Annotated in this window: 19 protein-coding genes and 2 tRNA genes; 7 read left to right on the top strand and 14 right to left on the bottom strand. The window is 41.8% G+C overall.

Annotated features, from left to right (window positions below):
* Window positions 1-66: 66 nt before the first annotated feature.
* A complete protein-coding gene (locus tag V7K53_RS11885) occupies window positions 67-1,365 on the bottom strand; it encodes a hypothetical protein (RefSeq protein WP_335197716.1) in 1,299 nt (432 codons plus the stop codon).
* A gap of 216 nt (window positions 1,366-1,581) precedes the next feature.
* Here V7K53_RS11885 and V7K53_RS11890 point away from each other — a divergent pair, with 216 nt between their 5' ends.
* The gene (locus tag V7K53_RS11890) at window positions 1,582-2,061 is read left to right on the top strand and encodes a hypothetical protein (RefSeq protein WP_335197717.1); all 480 of its coding nucleotides are present in this window, start codon (window positions 1,582-1,584) and stop codon (window positions 2,059-2,061) included.
* Between the two features lie 89 nt (window positions 2,062-2,150).
* On the opposite strand, the gene V7K53_RS11895 is transcribed toward V7K53_RS11890, so the two are convergent.
* From V7K53_RS11895 to V7K53_RS11920, 6 genes are all read right to left on the bottom strand, one after another.
* Window positions 2,151-2,222 (bottom strand) — tRNA-Gln (locus V7K53_RS11895).
* A 248-nt stretch (window positions 2,223-2,470) separates the two neighbouring features.
* Window positions 2,471-3,268, bottom strand: a complete 798-nt coding sequence (locus V7K53_RS11900; protein ID WP_335197718.1) for a WecB/TagA/CpsF family glycosyltransferase — start codon at window positions 3,266-3,268, stop codon at window positions 2,471-2,473.
* 493 nt (window positions 3,269-3,761) lie between these two features.
* Window positions 3,762-4,013 (bottom strand): hypothetical protein, encoded by a 252-nt coding sequence (locus tag V7K53_RS11905; RefSeq protein ID WP_335197720.1) that lies wholly within the window; start codon window positions 4,011-4,013, stop codon window positions 3,762-3,764.
* Window positions 4,014-4,046: 33 nt separating this feature from the next.
* A tRNA-Leu gene (locus V7K53_RS11910) sits at window positions 4,047-4,130 on the bottom strand.
* Window positions 4,131-4,222: 92 nt separating this feature from the next.
* A complete protein-coding gene (locus V7K53_RS11915) occupies window positions 4,223-5,362 on the bottom strand; it encodes an alpha-hydroxy acid oxidase (protein WP_335197721.1) in 1,140 nt (379 codons plus the stop codon).
* A gap of 466 nt (window positions 5,363-5,828) precedes the next feature.
* Window positions 5,829-6,062 (bottom strand): hypothetical protein, encoded by a 234-nt coding sequence (locus V7K53_RS11920; protein ID WP_335197722.1) that lies wholly within the window; start codon window positions 6,060-6,062, stop codon window positions 5,829-5,831.
* 160 nt (window positions 6,063-6,222) lie between these two features.
* Between V7K53_RS11920 and V7K53_RS11925 the strand changes: the two genes are divergently transcribed.
* Window positions 6,223-8,397, top strand: coding sequence for an NAD(P)/FAD-dependent oxidoreductase (locus V7K53_RS11925; RefSeq protein WP_335197723.1), 2,175 nt, complete (start codon window positions 6,223-6,225; stop codon window positions 8,395-8,397).
* A 140-nt stretch (window positions 8,398-8,537) separates the two neighbouring features.
* Here V7K53_RS11925 and V7K53_RS11930 read toward each other — a convergent pair whose 3' ends face one another.
* The gene (locus V7K53_RS11930; RefSeq protein WP_335197734.1) at window positions 8,538-10,064 is read right to left on the bottom strand and encodes a hypothetical protein; all 1,527 of its coding nucleotides are present in this window, start codon (window positions 10,062-10,064) and stop codon (window positions 8,538-8,540) included.
* A 1,015-nt stretch (window positions 10,065-11,079) separates the two neighbouring features.
* Here V7K53_RS11930 and V7K53_RS11935 point away from each other — a divergent pair.
* The 4 genes from V7K53_RS11935 to V7K53_RS11950 all read left to right on the top strand — a co-directional run bounded on the left by V7K53_RS11935 (window position 11,080) and on the right by V7K53_RS11950 (window position 16,049).
* The gene (locus V7K53_RS11935) at window positions 11,080-12,534 is read left to right on the top strand and encodes an aminotransferase class V-fold PLP-dependent enzyme (protein WP_335197724.1); all 1,455 of its coding nucleotides are present in this window, start codon (window positions 11,080-11,082) and stop codon (window positions 12,532-12,534) included.
* Window positions 12,535-12,646: 112 nt separating this feature from the next.
* Window positions 12,647-13,933, top strand: coding sequence for a sulfite oxidase (locus V7K53_RS11940; protein WP_335197725.1), 1,287 nt, complete (start codon window positions 12,647-12,649; stop codon window positions 13,931-13,933).
* Window positions 13,934-13,969: 36 nt separating this feature from the next.
* On the top strand, window positions 13,970-14,761 hold the full coding sequence (locus tag V7K53_RS11945) for a sulfite exporter TauE/SafE family protein (protein ID WP_335197726.1): 792 nt from the start codon (window positions 13,970-13,972) through the stop codon (window positions 14,759-14,761).
* Between the two features lie 295 nt (window positions 14,762-15,056).
* Window positions 15,057-16,049 carry an RNA ligase (ATP) gene (locus tag V7K53_RS11950; RefSeq protein ID WP_335197727.1) on the top strand — a complete coding sequence of 331 codons (993 nt, stop codon included), beginning with the start codon at window positions 15,057-15,059 and terminating at the stop codon, window positions 16,047-16,049.
* Between the two features lie 66 nt (window positions 16,050-16,115).
* On the opposite strand, the gene V7K53_RS11955 is transcribed toward V7K53_RS11950, so the two are convergent.
* From V7K53_RS11955 to V7K53_RS11980, 6 genes are all read right to left on the bottom strand, one after another.
* On the bottom strand, window positions 16,116-17,612 hold the full coding sequence (locus V7K53_RS11955; RefSeq protein ID WP_335197729.1) for an Ig-like domain-containing protein: 1,497 nt from the start codon (window positions 17,610-17,612) through the stop codon (window positions 16,116-16,118).
* A gap of 52 nt (window positions 17,613-17,664) precedes the next feature.
* Window positions 17,665-18,438 carry a TIGR03943 family putative permease subunit gene (locus tag V7K53_RS11960; RefSeq protein WP_335197730.1) on the bottom strand — a complete coding sequence of 258 codons (774 nt, stop codon included), beginning with the start codon at window positions 18,436-18,438 and terminating at the stop codon, window positions 17,665-17,667.
* Window positions 18,439-18,508: 70 nt separating this feature from the next.
* Window positions 18,509-19,561 carry a permease gene (locus tag V7K53_RS11965; protein WP_334836113.1) on the bottom strand — a complete coding sequence of 351 codons (1,053 nt, stop codon included), beginning with the start codon at window positions 19,559-19,561 and terminating at the stop codon, window positions 18,509-18,511.
* Between the two features lie 682 nt (window positions 19,562-20,243).
* Window positions 20,244-21,254: a WD40 repeat domain-containing protein gene (locus tag V7K53_RS11970; RefSeq protein WP_442940484.1), complete on the bottom strand. Its 1,011-nt coding sequence runs from the start codon at window positions 21,252-21,254 to the stop codon at window positions 20,244-20,246.
* A 137-nt stretch (window positions 21,255-21,391) separates the two neighbouring features.
* Complete coding sequence (locus tag V7K53_RS11975; RefSeq protein ID WP_094349593.1) at window positions 21,392-21,685, bottom strand: hypothetical protein; 294 nt, start codon at window positions 21,683-21,685, stop codon at window positions 21,392-21,394.
* A 365-nt stretch (window positions 21,686-22,050) separates the two neighbouring features.
* Window positions 22,051-22,221, bottom strand: a complete 171-nt coding sequence (locus V7K53_RS11980; protein ID WP_099099534.1) for a hypothetical protein — start codon at window positions 22,219-22,221, stop codon at window positions 22,051-22,053.
* Between the two features lie 480 nt (window positions 22,222-22,701).
* On the opposite strand from V7K53_RS11980, the gene ald reads away from it, so the two are divergent.
* Window positions 22,702-23,793, top strand: coding sequence for an alanine dehydrogenase (gene ald / locus V7K53_RS11985; protein WP_335197732.1), 1,092 nt, complete (start codon window positions 22,702-22,704; stop codon window positions 23,791-23,793).
* The last annotated feature ends 720 nt before the right edge of the window (window positions 23,794-24,513 follow it).

Genomic DNA, 24,513 nt, shown 5'->3' on the forward strand with positions numbered 1-24,513 from the left:
GGGCATTGGAGACTGATTATTAAATTCTTCTCCCCCTGCCCCTCTGCCCCTCTGCCCCTCTGCTCCCTATTCCCCACTCCCACGTTCTAAGCGCCGCTGCCATTCAGCGTCAATTTTTGCAGAACGTTCAACTTCTTGGTCGAGTAAGTCAGTTTCGCTAGAATACACTAAATCTTCGTTGCCAATGACTTTTTCTGTTGCAAATTGTTGAGCATATTTGATTTTTTGTTGCAAAAGTGCATCAGGGCTTGCCAATACCCTTGCTCTGGAAAGGCGATCGCGGTTGCGATCGCCTATTTTGCGATTACGCCACTGAATCCAGAAATAACGCAATAACGGTATGCCTAAAAAACCTGCTCCGTAAGCCAATAGCAGCCAATAAATGCCTTGTACAAAAGCTACCAGTCCGCCTAACTGGATGGCAACAGTTCCATCTCTCAACAAACTTCCCAGTACTAAAGCACCAACAAAATTGAGTATCCCTAACCCAGCACTCAGCATAATCTGCCCAGAACTTGCGGCACTAAAACGCCAGGGAAATTCTTCCAAGCGATCTGATATTGCATAACGGCGCTTTTTAACTGCACTCACCTGCAACTCTGGGAAGTAATAAACAATTTGACCTTCTGGACTTACCCCTGGTTGCCCATTAAATCGCGTCAGAACGGGCAGCATATAATCTTCGTATTCTCTTGTGTATCCCTCGCCAATGTCATCCAAATATGGGGCAATTTGTTCTGCTACTACTGCACCACGGTTACTCCGAATCACCGTAGCAATTTCTTGCCAACGACGTTCTTCTAAGTTGGCGTTCGGATTACCATCGCCAAACAAAAACGAAAACACAGCTTCAAAGAAATTCAGATTGCTTTCTTCCTGGCTTCCACGTCGCGGTTCCTGGTAGTGGGTGTCATAATTTGGGCTAAGATACCAAAATAAATTTGGAAAATAGAAGAAGCCACCACCGCCGGAATTACTGCCCCGATTGTCCCCGTTACGGTCTGAATTGGCAGCAGTAATGATTATGAAGATGGTAACAGCGATCAGGGCGATGGAAACAGTTAAGAAAATTCCAAAAGAAATGCGAATCAGGTAAAACAGAACACTCCAGACTTTTTTCCACCATTCCTGCAATCGTAGCCGGAAGTATTTATTACGCAAAATTGCTCGAAAATTTTGTGGAAAAAGGAAAACTATATCACCTGAATCCGCTACCTGTAAATGTCCGCCAGCATCAGATGCCAGGGCTAACAAGCTTTGATTAGCTTCAGCGACGTTCAATCCTGCCTGAATTGCCACATCACCAACGGTGACACGGTAGCCCAGTTGTTCCACAGCCTGCATGATGGTGGGATTGGGAGCCATTGCTCTCCCCTCCTATTGAAAATTATTCCTTTTCTTAAGTATAAAGTTTTATTTTGAGCGACTTAGCAGGGGTAGAGGTAACAATTCAAAATTCAAAGTGTTGACGTTCGGTCTTCAACTCTTTAATTGACTAGACAATCAACAAATGATCGGACACGCAAAATGATATAATTACTTGCCTCAGCTTGGTTAAATCAGCAAATTTTCTACTCAAATATGGTTCAATACACTCTCGCTCAAAGCCCAGAAATTATCCTTACTGTTTCTGGAAAAGATTCAGCCAAAGCCCGTGATAAAGCAATGGATCAGCTAATGGAACTGATGGATGCAGGTAAGCTACCCACGGAACTGGAAGAAGGATTTGGCCCTCAACAATTAATTGAGGTAAAAGAGTCAACTATTGATACTGCTAGTGGTGAGGATAGTATTACACAAGCTGTCCAGATTCTGAGTAACCTGGCCACGCTCAAGCTGAAAGTTCAGGAGTCACGATCTGAAGCGTTGGAAATTCGCAAAGCTGTTGATATTCTGTTCACCGATGAGTCAGTAACTGAAGAAGAAATTACTCGACTCAAGGAAGGCTTTAAAGTTCTCAAAAATTTTGCTCAAGCTAATGTGCGTTACCAAGAAGCTCGGTCTAAAGCAGAACTAGCTAGGCAGACTCTAGATCAAGCTCTTAAATCCCCTGATAAGTGACATTTACAGAATTAGATGCATTGAGACACATCTTAAAAATACAATTAAATACTCTAAAAGACAGGCATAATAGCCTGTCTTGAGATTAACTGGGGCGCTAGGATTCGAACCCAGGGATGGCGAGACCAAAACCCGCTGCCTTACCACTTGGCGACGCCCCAACAATTTCACTATGGTTAATATAACACTTAGTCCTGGGTCAATGTCAAGTACTTTAATAGTTGATTTCAGATAATGGGTTTTCACAGCAGGAGATTGATGGAAATCCTTGTACTTGACTTCTTTCATCACTTTCAGGTGAACCCTTGAATCTTCGTGCTTCAGGCAGAAAATTCTTTCCTTAGCATCTAAAGTCTGGTTCTCTTGATGATGAACCGCTTAGAGTCTGTCTTACCTTATTTCTTTTTCTTTAATCCCCAGTCTCGTGAAGAAAGACCCCTGCAATCCGACTTGATGATAGTAGTTGCTTAGTAGCCAACCATATAAATAGTGGAATAGTTTTAGCATAGCGGCCGCAAAGTCGGCGCGGTTCTTGAATCCATCGATACAGCCATTCAAGTCCTAAGTCTCGAACTATGCGGGGTGCACGCTTATGAATTCCGGCATAAACTGGGAAAACTCCACCCAGTCCAATCATTACAGCTTGTATTTTGCCCTTATGTTGAGCTATCCAATTTTCTTGTTTGGGACATCCCAAAGACACTAAGACAGCGCTAGCACCACTAGAGTTAATCTTTTGAACCAAAGCTTCGTCTTCAATGTCAGTTAGGGGACGAAAGGGTAGAGGTTCCATTGCCGCAATCTTTATCTGCGGAAATTCCTTCTCTAACCTGTTTTGCATCCTAGACAGAATTTCTGTTTGGGAACCTACAAAGAAAATGCTCAGATTTTGTGTTTGAGTTAGCTGACATAATGCGAGAAAAATATCCATCCCTGCCACACGGTCTTGGTAAAGCGCTCCCATTTTTCGCATCATCCATACCAGAGGCATACCGTCAGGAGTAACTATATCTGCATTTCGCAATATGGTGGCAAACTCTGGATTCCAATGGGCTTCAATGAGCATGTGTACATTGGCTACATATACAGTTTTACTCTCACGCCTACTTGCCCACTTCACTATTGTTTGTATCTGGTCGTCAAACCGTAAAGCAGTAATAGGAAAATCAAGCACTTTTTTAGTAGGTAGAAGCACTCTCGCCACCATCAATAACTCCTGTATCCAAGAAAACAATTCATAGATTACCTAGACCAATCCCAATGATTTAATATTCGGATTGGATGACTCCTGACTTTTTGTAGGCTTGTGTGATTGTTGGAAGTTAACACGTGGAGGTGCAATTGCCTTTTTAGTATACTTTTGGCTTAATCGGTAATACTAGAATTATTTACTGCTGTGTCCTAGCTTACTGTTTTATGTTAAGGATTTTAGACACTGCTTGACAAAATTCATACTTCCTTCATAATTAATTTTTGGTTAGTTCATCCAAGCATTATAATTGCGATAAATTCCTAGAGAGAAGCTGTATATTAAGTAGTATATACTACTTAATCACTTAAGTATAAATGTAAAATGCTAACTACTTAATCTGCGGGTTTTATACGTCAATATGCGCTTAAGAGGTTGATTAAAATTTAGTATATTTTAATGACTAATAATTTTTTCTTATGATTTCCAAATTTATTACAGAATTACAGATTTAATCTAGTGTCTGTATTGAAAAATCTCTAAATTTTATTTTTTTCTGAAATAAAAGCCCAAAAAATAAGGGAAAGATAAATTTATCTTTCCCTGTTCTTTCATTTTTGTTATTGTCTGGCTTGTTACTTTCTTTAAGTCTTTGGCGTAACATTTGCCTTTGTTTTTTCAGTTGACGCTTCCTAGCAGAACCGCCTCTACCTTTATCATTTCTGCCTTCTTTACGGGGAGATTCCCATCTTTTCAGGCGCATAAATTTTTCACCTCTTTAGCACTTGTTTGGTAGTGGGCAGGAGGAGAATCGAACTCCTATGACCGTAAGGCCGCCACATTTTGAGTGTGGTGCGTCTACCAATTCCGCCACCCGCCCTTTGTATCTAACCTTAACTAGTATACTCTAATTAAAACGATTTTGTAACGAGTCTGAAAATTATTTCTCAAAGTTTTGTTTGAATCACATTTCTAACAGTTCTCCGACTTAAAGCGTTGCAGGGTCAATAAACTAGGCTCAATATCCTGTATTTTGGCACAGCCGCTAAGTGCCATTGCCACATTTAACTCATCTTGTAGTAGTGAGATTACATGAGATACGCCGATTTGTCCTGCTACCGCTAGTCCCCACAAAATAGGTCGTCCGATTAGTACTGCTTTTGCTCCTAATGCCAGAGCTTTGAGAATGTCTGTGCCTCTACGAATGCCGCCATCCAATACCACTTCTACTTTACCATCCACTGCCGCTACTATTTCAGCGAGGGCATCTAAAGAAGCGATCGCACCATCGAGTTGTCTGCCACCATGATTAGAAACAACAATTGCTTTGGCTCCATATTCTACAGTCCGCACAGCATCATCTGGGCGTAAAACTCCTTTGATGACTAAAGGTAATGGAGATAAAGACTGCAACCATTCCAAATCGTCCCAAGTGACTGCTGGGTTTAGTTGTTGAGCAAAGTAGGTAAATAATCCAGATTCACCTTTTTCATGGGAAATATCTAGCCCTGAGATACTAGCAAGATTAGCCAGATGTAAGTCTTGGGGTAAGGCAAACTCATTACGTCTATCTCTCTCTCGCTGTCCGAGAACTGGTGCATCTACAGTTAGACAAAGTGCTTTGTAGCCTGCTTTATAGGCTTTTTCTACCAAAGCACGAGTTAATTCCCGATCTTTATGGATGTAAAGCTGGAACCACCGCAGAGAATCTGGAAACTGATTACATACAGTCGCCACTTCTTCAATGCTTTTTGTTGCCATTGTACTTAACACCATACCCACACCAGCTGATGCAGCAGCTAGGGCTGTGGCAACTTCTCCGTCTGGATGGGCTAGACATTGAAAAGCCATCGGTGCAATTAACAAAGGTAGTTGCAGGGGTTGTCCTAAAATGGAGGTACTTAGATTGCGATCGCTCACATCGACTAATATCCGAGGTCGCAGTTTGACTCGCTCAAAGGCAGCACGATTATCTCGCAATGTGATTTCGTCCCAAGCACCACTACTGTAGTAATCAAGTGTCGTTTGAGATAGATATTCTTTTGCTAGCTTTTCGTACTCAAAAAGGTTGATGGGTTGAAAGCGATCGTTAGTGGATAAGTCGGTAGACATAATTAAATCTAAAATAAAACTTTTGTTCGTAGTCAGCGATTTATTGCTCTGGATAAGATTTTAAATGGCTAGAGCCGCTGACTACGATTATTCATTGTCAAGGCTTTCAAATGTATTTATTTTTACTTAGTTAGCGATCGCTCAACAAAATTATCTGTCGAGGCGTTGTTCAAACAGCATGAAGATTGCTCCCAAAAAAAGACCTCTGGCGCAAAGCAGAGGTCTTTCCGTTTCAGAACGTTGTAAAATTCATAAGCAATGTAAAACGCTGATATGGTTAATTTAGTAGCTTCTGTGCCATGAACGCAAAAATAGCAACCCAATTGCCAATCCCATACTGACCATTATTATTACTCCTATACTGAAAATGCGTAGGCGCAGCCCGCCGTAGGCATCGCCAAGCCAACATTTAGGTACAGACCTAGAAATCTCATGCTGCGACCAAAACTTCATCATAAACAAGGTTTTAGGAGAACTTTTCCCAGGATTGGGCAACTAATTGGCTTAACCAGCGACGTTGTTCCCGATCCAGCAGTGGATCGTCTGCTAACAACTGAGCGGTTAACTCTTCCAAAGATTGACCCTGAGCGCGGACAATTTTAATTACTCCAGCGATCGCACTGGCAACTAATTCTTCATCAATCGGCTGTTGTTGCAGAGCAATAATTTCTTGGGGACTGTCTGGAATGGGATAATTCATGGCGTGGGTTTACAGAAATACAAAATGAACAATAAATTTGACAAACTCTTAAAATTTCTTCACTGAATCTTTATGAAACTAATAGGGCGGAGTTTACCTTACTTTGTGTCCTAAGAAAATCTGTCTTAGTGAGTAGATTGATGGGAGATGTCAGGAAAACATGAAAGAAATCCTTTATTTAGAAGTTCCAACTCCAGAAACAGAAACTGTGCGTAGTTGGTTACAAACAGATTTTGAACCTGGAAATGGAGAAAAAGTGCTTACCTCGGAAGGCTTTCGCCTTCAAATACCCAGTGCTACTGCACATACTGGAGTGAGCCTTTCCGAAAACTTGCCTACAGAACTTTCGGTATTTGTCTGGTCGGTGCAACGAACTACCTATCTGAAAGTGTTTCGCTGGGCAGAACAACCTTTTCCCAGTGAAAGAAAAATTCTGCAACGCTTGACCAAGGAAATCAGAAGCCGTTTCCCGCATCATTACCCAGAACCGCCAGCAATTGATTTATCCCAGCAATCAATATTTGCCGCACTAGGCTCTACTTACCCCCTTACCGTCAAGTATTTTCAGAAAATGCCCAACGGTGAATATGACCTAACTCGTGCCTATTGGTGGGAAAAACGATGGCGCGAAGGGGTGCGGAATCCGCAGCAGCCGCGTCAAGTAGTGTTTTCGCAGGGGAGCGGGGGAGCGGGGGAGCAGGGGAGCAGCACTTCGGCTACGCTCAGTGACCGAGGAGAAGTTGCAGGAAGTCTTTCCCCTCTGCCTCTTGTACCCCATGCCCAGTACGACATCATCTACATTGGCGGTGCATTAGGCGCAATCCATGCAGCACTGATGGCAAAACTCGGATATAAAGTCTTGCTAGTGGAACGAATGCCCTTTGGGCGGATGAACCGAGAATGGAATATTTCGCGCGATGAGATTCAAAGCTTGGTTAACTTGGGTTTAGTCACCCCCGCTGAGTTAGAAACCATCATTGCCAGGGAATACAAAGACGGATTCAATAAGTTTTTTGATGCTAATAATCCAGCCAAACTGCGATCGCCCGTCCTCCACACACCCACAGTCCTAAATTTAGGCTTGGATTCCGAAAAATGGCTCCAAATGTGTGGGCAAAAACTGCAAGCGGCAGGCGGTGAAATTTGGGATGAAACAGAATTTATCCGTGCAGATATTGATATATCACAGGTAGTTTTGCAAGTCAAGCACTTGCCCAGTCAAATTGAGAAACAAGTAAGTGGACGACTGCTAATAGATGCAATGGGAACTGCCTCACCCATTGCTTGGCAATTAAACGGTGGTCGTGCCTTTGATAGTGTGTGTCCGACGGTGGGAGCGGCAATTGAGAGCGGATTTGAGCCGGGAGTATGGGATTCTCAATATGGGGACGTTCTTTACAGTCATGGGGATATTTCGCGGGGAAGGCAGTTGATTTGGGAATTGTTTCCCGCAGCAGATGAGGAACTGACGATTTATTTATTTCATTACCACGAAGTCAATGCTGAAAATCCCGGTTCTTTGCTGGAGATGTACGAGGACTTTTTCACGATTTTGCCAGAGTATCGCAGATGCGATATGGACAAATTGGTGTGGAAGAAGCCGACATTTGGGTATATACCAGGGCATTTTAGTGTGGGAAGTCGCGATCGCACAGTTGCCTTCGATCGATTGATTGCGATCGGCGATGCAGCATCACTTCAATCTCCCCTCGTTTTCACCGGTTTTGGTTCCCTAGTTCGCAACTTAGAGCGCTTAACAACGCTGTTGGATACTGCTCTCAAACATGACTTGTTGAGTTTCCGCCACTTGAACCAAATTCGTGCCTATCAAAGCAACGTTTCTGTGACTTGGCTATTTTCTAAAGGGATGATGGTTCCCACAGGGAAATTTTTACCACCGCAGCGGATTAACTCCATGCTCAACACCTTTTTTGGGCTGTTAGCAGATGAACCGCCAGAGGTGGCAGATAACTTTATCAAAGATCGGTGTGATTGGTTAACCTTTAACCGTTTAGCACTCAAAGCCGCTAGGAAAAATCCTGCTTTGCTTTTATGGATTTGGGAACTGGCTGGGCCTAGAGATTTAGGGCGATGGCTTGGTAGTTATTTCACCTTCGGTCGTCATGCCCTGATTAGTGCTTTACTAAGTCCGTGGTTTGGGCGCTTCTTAAACCGGGTAGGTTTTTGGCTAGAACCCCGGAATCCAGGCTTGTGGCTGTGGCTGTTGGCGATTAATTATGCGATCGCCACAGGCAAACCGCGATCGCGCAGTCAGGTGGCAAAATCCAACCCAGAAGCCATAATTCCGAAGTCAGAAGCAAGGATTCTGAATTAGTCATTGGCATTGGTCATTAGTAAGCTAATCGGCATTTAACTTGCATAAAAGCAGGGCTGAAGCCCTTACTAGAAGCGAATCATTCTGGAAAAATGAATGACGATTAGCTTATTAGAAAAATGACTAATGACAACTAATTCCTAACTCTTGGGGCGAAAATTCGGCAGTTCTACAGATGCCAATGACTTACGCCCTTTGGGTGGACGCTGGGGATAAACTACTGGTGAAGGTGAATTGTCATCACTGGTGTTATCACCTAATGACTCTGAGGACAAATCACTTGCTGACAATTGTGAAACTTCTGACCAGTAGTCTTCAGTTTCTCCAACAGGCGTTTCGGTGTGAGATGGATTAGAGGAAAGCAGTAAGTTATTGGCTGGTGAAAGCACAGAATCCGTCGTCCAAGAAGTAGAGGTAGTTGCAGCAGGATTAATTTCTGCCTCCAAATCTTCCTCCTGTGGATTTTCTAGTTCCTCATCGTCTTCTAAAATTGTTGCTAAAGTCTCCCAAATAGGAACATCACTAACATCCGTTTTCGCAGCAGGTGGTGGTGATGTAGATGCAGGCTGGGAGGTGAAAAACATTTGGATTAAACTATCTAATTGCTGATCTAAATTTGACGAACCCGAAGGTGAAACCGCTTCAGTGGTATCTGGAGAATCATCAACTTCTGGAGATGGCGCCGATTGTGTTGGTGTTGGCGTGTCTTTCTTAACTGTCCAGTTCCAAGGAGATGATGGCGGCGTCGCAGAGGCTTCATTTCTTTGGAATGGGATTGGTGCTGAGGGTTCACCCCAAGAATTATCTAGATCGTTACTCAGGGATTCTTCTTCTGCTGACCAAGGTTGAATCGGCTGTGCATTAGGAAATAAAGACCGAGCTTTTCTAGAAAATCTTCCTTGGCTACTAGTGATGTCTTTAGGATGTTTTGCAGCATCCTCTAAGGAGTCATAGCTAGGAACCGATGTATCTAGACATTTTTCCAAAGCTGCTTTGAATTGCAGCGTCTGGCGTTGTTGTCGCATCAGTCTTGTACGTAACTCCCGACAAACATTTTCTGATTGCAATAACTGCTGAGATTGTTCGTTGTTATTAGTGTGTAGCAACGTACATTCTCGCTCTAACTGGGCCAGGCGTTGTTGGCTAATTTGTAGCTGTGCTTTATAAGTATCAGTGAAAATTTCCTGACGTTGAACGGTTTGTACAGCAGTTTCTAATTGTTGAAATAAAGATTTTATCTGTTCTTGAGCCGCAGCTAATTCCTGAGTGTGTTGGTTGAGCATCGACTCACTAACGCTAGAACGCGTTTTCTGCCACTGCAAAACCTTTTCTGACTCAGCTAGGTTGTCTTTTAGCTGCTCCACTTGTGCATACAAATTATTGTTAGCCGCACGTAATTCTTCGTTCAATGCCAGCAGGTTCTGAAATTCCGAGTCAATAAGTGCTTGTTTGCCGCTTTCAGGCTCTGCAACCCAGTCCTGCTGGGTGGTATCTTGTAAAAATTGTGTATCTTCAGCTGGCATGAGGAGTGGCAGTTCTTTAACTGTCATATTGTCATTAGGCACAACTGAGTAAAAGGGACAACTCGCCTGCTCTGATTGTGGCGAATTAGCAGAATTTAGGGATTCCATCACAGCCCCCTTGTTTGAGGTGTCAGCTTCATTCATCACTCTTGACTCACCTGCTTAAAAATATTCAGCAGTGCTGGCATTAGCATTGCTTATCAACTGTGTCTAATCAGGGTTTGCTCTAGAAGCTAAGTTTAACTCTCTCCAAGCACCAGCAATTAATCATCAATTGGTGTTCCCCATTTTGTATCTAGACTGATGCCGTTATAACACTATGATGCTCTGCCCCGTCAAGAAGAGGTGGAAGGGGAACTCTGGCCGCCTTTGAGGATAGGCGAGAGAGAGGAGAAACCCGATACATTAAAAATTAAACTGTATTCGCTGGCTGATGAAGTTTTTTATATGAAAAAACTGCCTCAGATTATACTTTATTTTTTAGAATCGCATCTGTCTTAAGAAATAAATTATGATTGTCTCCTGAAATACATTTTGTAATGCCTTATTGAGTACTTAAATATAGATGTCCGTACAAGTATCTACTCTTCAATGATAATTCCCTCATCCGAAGCGATCGCTATTTAATGTGAGCAAACAACTAAGAGCTTTCGCTATCACTGCAATGTTAAGAGATCCCAATTAATACGAGTAAATACTTATAAAGTCTTAATAAAGACGTAACAATTCGTTTAAGTAAAATATAAAACTTTTTTAAAGAGTAATCTCAACTTAGTCAGGGCTTTTTTCTCGATAAATACATTGCCAGTAAGGAATTGCAGGTTTTATTGGTTATAAACTTTTCGATCGACTTATCTTCAATACGTCAAGTTTGCTTAATGACTGGAATAAAATCGTTTAAAGTATACTTTACTACTTAATAACATTATTTACATAGTATATTAATTTACATTAAGAATATTAAATTTGGGCATTAGTACGGATACTAATTTCAATTCTTTTATTAAAGAATAATTGTAATGACCGCGTTTTCTATTAGAAACAAAGTAATTATAAAGACTATAATTACTGACAATTAATTTGGTTGCAGCGCGAAATAAAGTGTTGCGGCAGTTAGGCTTTTTCAAAAAAATCAAAATTTAAAATCGGGGTGCTAAAGATGACTGATGTACTTGCAATGGGCGCAAATATCAAGCAAGAGACTGCTAAATCACCGCTGCTTGTAGAAAATTGGGACAGCTTTTGGGACAAAGAAATCAGACCATTATTTACAGATGAGTCTCTATCTTTCAAGGTGAAAACTCTTAACGGAAACTATGTCAAATACGTCAACTTGGATAATGGAGCTACAACCACACCCTTTGCAACCCTCAAGCAGTACGTGGACGAAATGCTTGACACCTATGGCAGCGTACATCGAGGTTCTGGGCAAAAATCGATCATCACTACACGAGAATATGACGCTAGTCGGAACATTATTCGGGATTTTGTTGGCTCATCTTCAGACAACTATGTAATCTTTGCGAAGAATACAACAGAAGCAATTAATGGAGCCGCCACACTTTGGGCAAAAAAACCTGGGAAAATCTTAGTTTCTGATATCGAGCATTCATCTAACCTGCTGCCTTGGGTTACTAGAGACGAAGTTGTGCAGTACAGAACGCAGCCGGATGGAAGTGTAAATGTCGCAGAAATTGAAGATATTTTCAAGGCACATCAAAATCTCCCCGAAGCCGAGCAAATTAAGTTAGTAACTATTACAGGTGCTTCCACAATTACAGGTTACAGACCCCCAATTTACGAAATTGCAGCTTTAGCACATCGGTATGGTGCGAAGATATTTGCCGACGTGTGTCAGTTGATTCAGCATGAACGAGTTGATATGCGTGCTGATGATGACCCATGTCATTTAGATTTTGTGGCTTTCTCTGGACACAAGATGTACGCCCCTTATGGAACCGGGGTTTTGCTGGGGCCAAAGGAATTTTTTGATAGCTCCTACCCTTATCAAATTGGGGGTGGAAACCTGCCTTATATCACTAGAAAACTAGAGATTAAGCGTTTTTATACAGAACGGGCCCATGACCCCGGAACACCAAACGCAATGGGTGCGATCGCTATTGCCAAGGCGATTGAAATTATCGAAGCAGTAGGGCGCGATCGCATTGCTCAGTATGAACACTCTCTAGTTGAATTTACATATACACGGCTTGGGCTGATTACTGGTGTCAAAATACATATTCCCGGAGATAATTTAGCCCATGTTATTCCCTTTGATATTGATGGATTTGACGGACGCTTAGTAGCAGAAATTTTGGCACAAGAATACGGTATTGGAGTTCGGGCTGGGGCTTTCTGCACTTATGAATACATTCGCAAACTCAAGAATGTTTCAGACGAGCAAGACTGTGAGATTGCTGAGGAAGTAGATAGAGGAATTACACGTAATATTCCTAGTATTATCCGAGCCAGCTTTGCTGTATATAATACATTAGAAGATTGCGATCGCTTTATTCATGCGATCGCTCAAATAGCTAAAAACGGATTGGCTCACTATTTGCCCAACTACACACAAGATCGGATAACTGGTGTTTGGACAGCGATAGACAGCTAGTTTTTTCAGGGCATTGGAAGAAGCAAAGGGGAAAGACTTACTGCAACTTCTCCCCTACTCCTTCATTCTCTGTTTCTTAATTACGAATTACAAATTACAAGGGGGTAACAGCTTGAGCGATGAAAACCTCTTTGACCAGGAGGATTATTTACAGGCACGGGTTGAACAGTGCATCTGGCAAAAAAGTACAGATGCAGGTATTTCGCGCCAGCGCTTTCTGAAAATACTAGCTACTATGGTTGGCGCCACAGCCATTGAGGGGTTAGCTAAACCTGCGCTTGCTCAGAGTCAGGCAGCTATTAAAACTAAAGGCAGCAAAATACTTAAGCCATTGCCACCAGGGTATATCTCTCATAGCAAAGGCACATTAGAGATGAACTGGGAAGCGATGTATGGGCGTGGCTATTTAGTACCAAATGATTGGTTCTATGTTCACAACCGCAGCGCACCACCTCCCTTTGACCCATCTATATGGCGTTTGCAAATTCATGGAACTGGCGTTTTTGCTCCCTGTGAGTTTACCTACGATGAAATCATCGCCATGCCATCCATCTCAATCACTTGTGCCATTGAGTGTGCTGCTAACGGTCGGCGCTTCTTTGAAGAAGCTTACAACACACCACTCCCTGGAACACGGTGGAGACTTGGGGCTATTGGTGTGGCTGAGTGGACTGGTGTACCACTTGGTATGTTATTAGAGCGAGCTGGACTGAAATCCACAGCAAAAGATGTACTCGTTGAGGGTGCAGATGTAGATTCGCTAGATTCAAAGAAGACAAATAAATCCAAGTTCAGCAGTGTAGTTCCAATTAACAAAGCATTAGCAGATAACTCTCTTGTCGTCTACGCAATGAACGGAGAACCATTACCTCCAGATCATGGTCAGCCATGCCGTGTCTTATTCCCTGGTTGGGGAGGAAACGCCAACGTTAAATGGATTGAGCGGATTGAGGTTTCTGAAACACCGATATATACCCAGTGGGTAACGGAGCAAATGGTGCTAGTTGGTGCAGACTACCCAGCGATCGCTCCGTATAAAGGTAAGCTGATTACCTATCAAAATGTTAAGAGCGCTTTTGAGTTGGCTTGGCCAGCTACTCTTTCTGCGAAAACCCACTTACTACGTGGGCGTTCTTGGTCTGGGAAAGGAAAGATTGTCCGTGTAGAAGTCAGCCTGGATGGTGGTAAAACTTGGCAATTTGCACGACTGAGAGAACCAAATTTTCCATTTGCATGGGTACGCTGGGACATTGAATGGAACCCAATTCCTGGGGAATATTTTCTCCAAGCTCGTGCTACTGACAATTTAGGTAACACACAACCGAGTACGGTTCCGTGGAATGACTCTGGATTGCTCTACGGAGGTGTTGTTAGCCATCCGGTGACAGTACAAGGTTAATCACACCAAGTCAGTTCTCTAGAAAAAGAATTATTTATGATTGATTTTAGTTGGTTGATTTTAGTGAGTGGGGGTTTAATATCTGGAGTTATAGCTGGACTTTTAGGAATAGGTGGCGGTATTATTACGATTCCTCTTTTAGTCACACTAGGTTATACTCCCGTTCAGGCGATCGCTACTAGTAGCCTTGCTATTGTAATTACTTCAATTTCTGGAAGTTTGCAAAACTGGTGGATGGGCTACTTTGACTTGAAACGAGTAATTTATTTAGGAATTCCAGCTTTTCTAACTACTGGAATAGGCGTATATTTCGCCAATAAAATTCCATCTTATATAATACTATTTACATTTGGCATCATACTACTTGCTAATATCTATCTGATTGAGCTTCGCAAGCAACTATCCTTCCAGGAAAAACAGGATACAGCCCCAGTATTTAACCTATTAGTTTCTAAAATTGGCACTGGTGGAGCAGCAGGAATTTTAGCAGGTTTATTCGGCTTAGGTGGCGGTACGATTATGGTGCCACTGCAAATGTTATTACTGGGAGAAGAAATTAAAGTAGCAATTCAAACTAGTTTGGGTGTGATTGTCATCACTGCTTTAGCTGCCTGTACAGGACATACATTAGAGGGAAATATTCTGTTTGCTCAAGGTATGGTTTTGGGATGTGGAGGTCTCTTAGGCGTTCAAATGAGTACTCGCACATTGCCAAAACTACCAGATTATACTGTGAGCTTAGTACTTCGCATCTTCTTAGGAATACTATCAATTTATATTTTTTGGGAAGCTTGGATAAATTATCAACAAATAATTACTAATTCATAATTCGTAATATCAGGTTTGCATGATTACTTAATTAAACCCCAAGACCCAGGCTAATGCACCCTAGTAGCGTGGCAAGACATTAGATTTATGCTTTATTTTTGAAGCTAAAGACGACTATGAGCCTTTAGCTTCAAAAACTATTTTAGCCTTGCCACACTACTACAAAAGAGTCAAAGTCTAGGTTTTCAAAGGTTTCAGCTTTAATTTGACAAGTATGCACAGCTAGGTACGCGCACATACTTTGTAATAAATTTAGAGTTTTTCTAAAATAGATTTTTTTGAAAAGAGATGAGCTATGAGCATTTTTAAAGTTGAAGTTGTCAAAATCAATAGTATTAATCCTCATCCCAATGCCGATCGACTAGATATTGCCTCTATTGAAGATATGGGGTATCAGGTAATTATAGTCAAAGGTAACTTGAACCCTGGAGATTTAGCTTTTTACTTTCCTATTGATAGTGTTATTCCAGAAAAATTTTTAGATGAGTTTGGTATTCGTAACTACTACTCGAAAAAACTGCGTGCTGCAAAACTTCGCGGAATTTTTTCTGAGGGTTTGCTTATTCCTGTTGGTCAAAACTTTACGGGAAATGTCGGAGATGACTACACGGAGTATTTTGGTGTAACAAAGTACGAATATCCAATTCCTCAAGGAATGAGCGGGGAAGTAGAGAGTTTTATTGGATATTACAAATTCCCCAGTCCAGAAAACCTGAAACGTTACAAAAACATTCTAATGGAAGGTGAAGAAGTTGTTGTCACAGAAAAGTTGCACGGAACTAACTTCACTGTCTTAGTTGATGCTGATGGCACAACTAAAATTGGCAGCCATAATTATTTCTGGAAAAACAGCGAAGTCAACAAAAAATTAGTTTATGTTCGTGCTTACAACGAAAACGAAGCTTTCCAGAAACTTCCGCCAGGAACTCAGATTTTTGGTGAAATCTACGGCGTGCAAGATATCAAATATGGCTTGAATAATGGCAATATTGGAATTGCTCTATTTGCTGTGCGTCGCGGTAGCTATTTTCTCAATTACAGCGATTTTGTCACTTTTTGCGAGGAATTTGCTTTGCCGAGAGTACCTGTACTTTATATCGGTGCTTACACTTGGGAAGCGGTGTCTCAGTTCAATAATGCCAATAGTGTAGTCAGTCCCAATTGCATTATGGAAGGCGTTATTGTGCAACCAGTGATTGAGAAAACGCATCCAGAAATAGGTAGAATCGTCTTGAAGTTGATTAGCGATCGCTATCTGCTCCGTAAGGATGGAACTGAACTCCATTAGGTTCAACTTGATTTTTGTTGGCGACACCTTAACTAACCTTCCGAAATCGACTTAGCAATTATTCTCTCAAGGTAGCCATCGGGGATGAAATCCGGCTAAGGGGAGTTGTTCTGGTTTAATTTCAACAGTCGTAGCATCAGCGATGGGCAACAGAGGCATTAACCACAGGCTACTGGTAGCGATCGTATCTCCATCATCAGTTTTTAAAGTGTTTGTGGGTAATGATGCTGGGGGATTTGTCTGCGGTACTACTTGGTCAAATAACAAGCCCAAACCGTCAGCAGATAAACTCATTTGCACATTCCGTTGAGCGGGAGGCAGTACTAACAATGGTTTCTGTTGCCCGGTTTTCAAATCAATTGCCACCACATAGGGCTGTTCTATGTATTGTTCCTTGGATACTAGCTGTGTTAGCAAGCAATAGAGGGTGGGTGAGGCAATGTCAAATTGGCAACTGAGAATTGAACCTGTTGTTTTTAATAGCTGTTTCTGCACACCTTGGTTTGTTACCAAAAATAAATCCCGCGTGTAATCTGTATTAAACTTTACCATCGCTGCTTGAGAGCCGTCTTTGGAGAAAGCCTGTACCAAACCAAACTGCGGCAGAAAATCCAAAGGTTTACTGGCATCACCTTGCAGTGGTAAAATCGCTGCTCCCTGTCCTTGAGCAACCGCTACGGCTTTACTATCTGGTGTCACCATAAAGTCTCCTCCCGGCTGGCTTTTTAGACGTTTCGGGGTGGGTTTTTCTGCGGAACCATCACTGATTGCTGGCATAAACCATAGTCCAAAGTCACCAGGATTAGTTTTATTTCCTCGCTGGATGACAATAGTTTGCCCATCAGGTGATAAGTCAAATTTCAGGTTTTGATAATCTTTACTATCTAAAGTCAGGTCAACTTTGCCTTCTGGTTCTGCTTTTTGTCCAGATTTAGCAGAAACACCTGTTGTTACTGTATACAGTTGGGCTGAAAGTAAATCTTGATTGTTTGCGGCGCGAGCAGAAAATAAAATTTTCTCCCCATCAGGAAATGACTCAAAGTCGATTACTATCAAGTCTTTGGGGGTAAGTATCCTTTTTTGCTCTTGGGTTAAGTTATAAAGAACTAACCGTCCCTGTTCTTCTTTGTCGGTTCCGATATAAAGGATGACGCGATCGCGTGTACGAAAGCTACCTGTAAAGGGCTGTATCAGCCGATTTTTGCCCTCTTGCTGGGCAAACTTATCTTTAGCTCCTTGTAACTGCACTTTATAATTTGTGCCATAAGGTGCTGGTGTCACCAGTGTATAAACCATCCGCCGCCCTGCCCAACTGAATTTACCTGCTAGGGGTGGCTCGATTTTCAAGTTATCCTCGACGCTTTTTGTTTCCATTGGGCGGCTGAAGGTGAGGGTGAAGGAATTATCTTCTGCCCCAATTTGTTGATTTTGCCAAGTAAATTCCCGGACACGAGCAGTTACCACATCACCTTGCAAGATGATTAACCCAATCAGCACACTCAGCAGTAACATTAGTGCGATCGCTATACGATCCAGTGGTTGGAATGCTTTAGATTTAGTCATTGGTTATTTGTCATTTGTCATTTGTCATTTGTCATTTGTCATCAACAAATAACTAATAACTATAAGGATTCTGAGGTTGAGGAATCTTTTTCAGAGAGTTAGCGGCAATGGTAAGTTGGCGTTTACCTGCCAAATTTTCTGTCACCATTTGTCCTTCTACTTCCAGCCATGTATCAGCAGAGTAAAGCTCTTGATTATTTTGTAGCTTGACGGGCAATCCCACAGGGTAAGCATCTGCTGCACAACAACTTAAGACAAATCGTGCTAAAAACAAATATTCTTTTCCTATATCGGGCGGGTGAATCACAAATCCCTGCACCTTGACTTTTTGTCCTGCATATGTATCTGGTTCAGGATAGACATTGACGGTGCGTACCCAGTCTACAAGCGATCGCTCCTCTGGACGAACAGTAGCGCGAAAAGCTTGGGGTTTGACGCGTGTGCTTCCCAATAAATCAGTCGTCACCCCCCTTTGGAGCGCTTTGTCACTAGCAAAAACTTGCGGTGTAACGATAAAACCTAGAATTGCTGTAGTCAACAATAAACCACTGCCCCAACCAGGGGGAAATAAACTAATATGCTGGGTGTTTGGCGTAACATCACGGCGACGCCGTTGCCAAAGTTCCTGCATCTTGAACAAACCAATAATGATGAAGCTGATACCAGTCACAATCACTAACCAAAAGTAATTTGGATGAATCAACAGATTCAACTTATTAGTTAGCCAATATCTCAACATCAAAATGCCCCAAGCAGTAATTGCTAGAGCATCCAGCCAAGGGAGTAACAGATTTGGGATTTTAGATTTGGGATTTTTGTTAGCCATTAGTCATTAGTAATTAGTCATTGGTCATTAATCATTAACAAATGACAAATGACTCATGACAAATATTTTCTTAAAAGACGTGCAAGTTCAGGAAAAGAGTGAAGACAAATGTCAATTGTGCTGCTAAAGCAAATAAGTAAAAGATGGTCTTGGGTTTAAAAATGGATAACATCAAACCAACACTTTTGATGTCAATCATTGGCCCAAACACTAGAAATGCCAGCAATGAACCGCTGCTAAAGGTTGAGGCAAAAGATAGAGCGAAGAAAGAATCGACTGTAGAGCAAATTGATACTATTACAGCTAATATCAGCATGACCACAATTGAGGTAATGGGCCCAGCACCCAAACTGAGAACTAATTCACGGGGAGCTAGGACTTGAATAGCAGCAGCGATCGCACTTCCTAAAATCATCACTCCGCCCAATTCCCGCAATTCTTGGATGCTATTATCCACAACTAGGCGCAGTTTGGCTGCTAGCGGTTTATCAGCAGTAGAGACTGAGGTCGGCAATACTAAATTAGGATCTATCCTTAGAGGTATACCTGCTTTTCCTCCTAAGATATAAGTCCCGGATTGCAACAGATTCGGTACTGTTTCTTCCTGTTGTCCTTGGTAAGGCTTACCACGGCGTTTGGTTTCGGGCTGCGCGGCTGGATTAAACTTCATATAACGAGCGATCGCAGGTTGGACTATGGGATTTAAGTCCTTTTGAAAACTGAAAACATACCCGATAATCGTGGCAATTGTTAGGGAAAATACGACTCGTAAGACTACTATTTCTGGCTGATCTCGAAATGCTGTCCAAGTGGCCCAAATTACAACTGGGTTAATTGTTGGTGCTGCTAGCAAAAAACCAATTGCGACTGGTGTGGGTACTCCTTGAATCAGGAATCGCCGCGCTACCGGTACATTCCCGCACTCACACACCGGAAACAAAAAGCCGATCGCACTGCCAACTAAAGCACCCAACAGCGGATTTTTGGGCATTTTTTCTACTAGTTTGCGCTCATCAACAAAAAACAGCAGCAAACTGGAGAATAAAACCCCAAGAAGCAAAAAAGGCATCGCCTCGACTAGCAGACTTAAAAATAGCGTAAAACCATTGTTCAGTTGATTCATGTGCGTCGCAGTCAAAAGCGGTTTTTAGTTTTAGGGTTCTGCCTAGTCATTCTATCGAAATGGGGATCAAAAGCAGTTCGGGAAAATTAAACATCATTTAAGTAGCAAGTTATCCTATCTTCAAAATAGCGGTTAAGCACTACAAACCTTGGCTTCACACGAGTTCGTGACTTTTAACTGAGTGCATTTACTGACGATGACCATTTCTAAGATTGTCTAATTTCAGAAATTGTTCCGATCTAGAGGGCAAGTAACTGCACAGATAATTTGAAATTACCTATGTTTATACTTACAGTAATTTGCTGGATAAGATATTAGTTCGGCTGTATTTTCATCAAGTATTCACAGTTCTTCAAGATTTTGGTAGGCGTAGCCCATCGTAGACATCGCTATTGGTTGTTACCATCATTGATTTTGACTAGTTATAGCAAAATTCGATCTGAGCTTTGGTTGATTTTTTACTACAAAAACTCTAAAAAGGCAAGACCAAAGTTTAGCAGATACGGGAAATGATTGGGGAATTTTTCGGCGTTAGCGATAGCCTGACTTTCTATATGAAGTGAGAATTTGAGCTATGGCAAGTCACAAAGCCTTGAAAGGAGCGTCAAAATGATATCCCCGATTTCTTTTAAGAAGTCGGGGATATAGTTTATTATTTGACGATTATTTTGTCCGATCGCTGTTACTTTCGTTTTGTTGGAATGCCCCAAATCTTGATTTGTCGATCGAATCCACCACTGGCAAGAATTTTACCATTTGGACTAAAAGCGATCGCACTTACCCAGTCTGTATGTCCATTCAGTGTATTTATTAACTCACCTGTAGTTAAATCCCACAATTTAATTCCATCTCTACCGGCACTAGCAAGGGTTTGTCCATCGGGATTAAGAGCGATCGCATTTACCCAGTTATTATGTCCTGTAAAGGTGCGGACTAATTCTCCAGTATTAATATTCCACAATTTTATGGTGCGATCGTGGCTAGCACTAACTAATGTTTGTCCATCTGGTGTAAAGATGACAGCGCTAACAGCACTAGAATGAGCTGCCAATTCACTGATTAATTTACCAGTACTCAAATCCCACAGCTTGATTACACCCTTATTATCACCACTAGCTAAGGTCTGTCCATCAGGACTAATAGCGAGAGTATAAATCAAATTATCAAAGCGTACTATAGTTCCTAGAGGACGCTGCTGTAGCAAATCCCACATACGAATCCCATCTAAAGCTCCACTGACGAGAACTTTACTATCAGGAGACACGGCTAAAGATAAGACGTTACTAGTATGTCCGACAAAAGAGCGGGTAAATTTTAAATTTTTCAGACTCCAGAGGTTAATCGTATTGTCATCGCTACAGCTAGCGAGGGTTTGCCCATCTGGTGAAATCACTAAAGATTCTACGGCGGCTTTGTGTGCTTTGTTAATAGTCGCCAACTTTTTGCCGTTTACTGAATTCCACAGACGAATTACACCCTCATTTTCTGCACCTCCACTCACAAGAATTCTGCTATCTGGACTAAAAGCAAGGGATTTAATGGTTCCGTTATGTCCTTTGAGTGTGTAAATTAGTTGAGCATTAGCAAAGTTAGTTTTAGCTGGGGAGTTTGGCGTTACTTCTTCAATGGCAGCATGAGCTTGATGAATATAAAACCCTTGCCAGGTAGTCACTGGAAGGGCAACAGCTGCCATAAATGCCAGGATAATATACGGCCGCAGAAAATTACCGCCACCTCTTCCCTCACTACTCACTCTTTTTCCTCACTTTTATAGATACAGTTAAACCCAATAAATTTTGCAGAGTTATTTAAGTCATAACTCTGCACATCCTAAAGAGGTGGTTTTTTCTTAGAAACGCTTAACATTGGTAAAGGCGCACTAGAAGAACGAGAGGGCAAATAATGTTGCACTACAGGCTCCTCTGGTAAAGGACGACGCTGCTGAAAACGCCACAACTTAAAGCCTAGCGCTATCCCTGCCGTTCCCAAACCAAAAGCAAACAACGACCAGCTATCATTCAATCCGCCAATCAGGGCATCCATAACACCCATCGTCATCAATACACTGATTAGTGGCTCTTTTCGGTAGGTTGACTTCAAAAAACGAGGTAATACAGCATTCATCACAGCTTGGTTGGTTCCAGTTCACCTTTTGTGTATATTTACCAAGAATACCTCACCCATAATTTGTCTTTCTCATTCAAGACAGACACTAAGTTATGATTTATTTAGTAGGGGGAGGAAATTTACTCATTAATCGCCTTGCACATATTAGTTGCAAGTCTATGATATTTCAATCGTTAATAGGTATTTCGATTCCTCTCTTGCTTACATTCTAGGGCAGTTATTTATGAATAAGTATAATTAATCTATCTAGGGCGAAGTACTCCGCTATTAATTATAGAAGTCAAAACCAACTGGTTGTTCCAGCTGGTTGAAACTCTTTTAATTACTAGCTTACAACTTCAAGATTGTGCTTGTTGATGGCACTACTTCAGACCCAGCCATGATAGCACCCCTTGATTAGTGACATATTCAATCACCAGCATCAAACCAAAGCCAATCATTGCAGCTCGACCATTCAAGCGTTCGGCATATTCGTTAAAGCCAAACTTAGGCTCTTCTAGTTTAGGTGTAATTGTTGGTTGTGTTTGTGTCATTTTTTAAGAAACCTTTTTTTGGCAAACGGGACTTGATATCAGACTTCTGTTAGAAGTCGCGGAAAATGGGGATAATCGCTACTTACTTTTCATGGTATCTGGAAAACCTCTCTCTAAATCTCTCTCCTTTTAAGAGAGAGACTTTGAAATTTTCAGATGATGTTGAAAAGTCAGGTTAACTTAAAAGCTGATTGCAGTGCTGGAATGCCAAGATTACTTGAGAAATTCAGCAAGAGCTTCCTAGTAGGGAGCTATACAATCGCTCTTTTAATAAATTGTTACTATTCTTTATATATTGTATAAATACTGGGGCAATAGTCAAGGGTAAGAGTTTGGGCTACTCAGATTGAATTAAGAAAGTTAGAACAGAGATGAGGTATCTCTAATCCAGCTATCTCTAATACGGAACTAGCAAGACGGAAGTAGCAAGCTTAAGATTGCCAGACTACAGTTAAACAAAAAAATTATCAGAGGCGATATATGGAAATCGGTGTTCCCAAGGAAAATAAGGATCAAGAATTTCGGGTAGGGTTAAGTCCTTCTAGTGTGCGGGTGCTGCGAGAAAATGGTCATAGCATCTTCGTCGAGATGCAAGCAGGTAATGGTGCTGGATTCTCCGATGATGACTATAAAAGTGCTGGAGCCGAAATTGTCCCCACATCAGAAAAAGCTTGGAATCGGGAATTGGTTGTTAAAGTTAAAGAGCCGCTGACATCAGAGTATAAGTTTTTGCAAAAAGGGCAGGTATTATTTACTTATTTACACTTAGCAGCCGATCGCAAGTTGACAGAGCATTTAATTGATTGTGGCACAACTGCGATCGCTTACGAAACTGTAGAACAACCTGGTGCTAACAGATTACCCTTGCTCACCCCCATGAGCGTAATTGCCGGTCGGCTAGCAGTACAATTTGGGGCCAGATTCCTAGAACGTCAGCAAGGTGGTAGAGGTGTACTTTTGGGCGGTGTCCCTGGAGTTAAACCAGGTAAAGTAGTAATTTTAGGTGGCGGCGTTGTCGGCACAGAAGCAGCTAAAATTGCCGTAGGCATGGGTGCGATCGTGCAGATTTTAGATGTGAGTGTCGAGCGCTTATCTTACTTAGAAACACTCTTTGGCTCTAGAGTCGAATTGCTTTACAGCAACTCTGCTCATATTGAGGCCGCAGTCAAAGAAGCCGATTTGCTCATCGGTGCAGTTTTAGTGTTAGGACGTAGAGCGCCAATACTAGTATCCCGCGAATTGGTCAAACAAATGCGTCCTGGTTCGGTGATAGTTGATGTAGCCGTTGACCAAGGCGGTTGTATAGAAACCTTACACCCCACATCCCATACAAATCCCGTATACATTGAAGAAGGTGTGGTGCATTATGGCGTTCCCAATATGCCAGGAGCAGTACCTTGGACAGCAACTCAGGCACTTAATAATAGTACATTACCTTATGTTGTCCAGTTGGCAAATTTGGGAATTTTGGCACTGGAGGTTAACCCAGCATTAGCTAAGGGTGTGAATGTGCAGAATCATCGCTTAGTGCATCCCGCTGTGCAAGAGGTGTTCCCTGATTTGGTAAATTAAGGTGTGCAACGATTAGGCGATCGCTTATTTTAATAGAGGTAGCGATCGCCTATCAGACTAATTTTCTTGCTTTATGCGCGGATGGGTAGGTGTACAAAATGAGAAGGAGCGAAAAAGGCTGTACGCTCCCTCTATACAAGACTTTAAGGGCAATGGTACTTTCAAACCATCCGCGCACCTTATGGGGACTGGTTTTCAGCGATTTGCATCTTGTGATATCACTATTCCCTGTGTTATGATTCGTTCATTCGCGCAACTGAACCTTGAAAACCAAATACAGCAGCGCTTTCAGAAGCCAGCTATTGCAATTAACTAAAATCCCTATTAGGGATTGAAACCTTGACGATTTAATGCAATACGCTTCTAGTATTTCATTGCAATTAACTAAAATCCCTATTAGGGATTGAAACGAAGCAAATATCAACGCCAAAATTAGCAAAGTAGAGAATTGCAATTAACTAAAATCCCTATTAGGGATTGAAACAATAGTGAACGCAGATCCTAACGGAGTGACCAATAAAAATTGCAATTAACTAAAATCCCTATTAGGGATTGAAACAATATAAACAGATAACTCGCTTAATCTACCGATTGATATTGCAATTCGATAAAATCCCTATTAACCTACCCCTCTTCTGTCACTTTCCGAGTATTCTGAATAAAAGGATTAAAAGAAAAAACTCTGGAAGGTAAGCAGGGCAATGGATGTAGAATTACAAA

Origin of the sequence: Nostoc sp., assembly GCF_036917355.1 — a bacterium.
Classification (GTDB): Bacteria; Cyanobacteriota; Cyanobacteriia; order Cyanobacteriales; family Nostocaceae; genus Nostoc.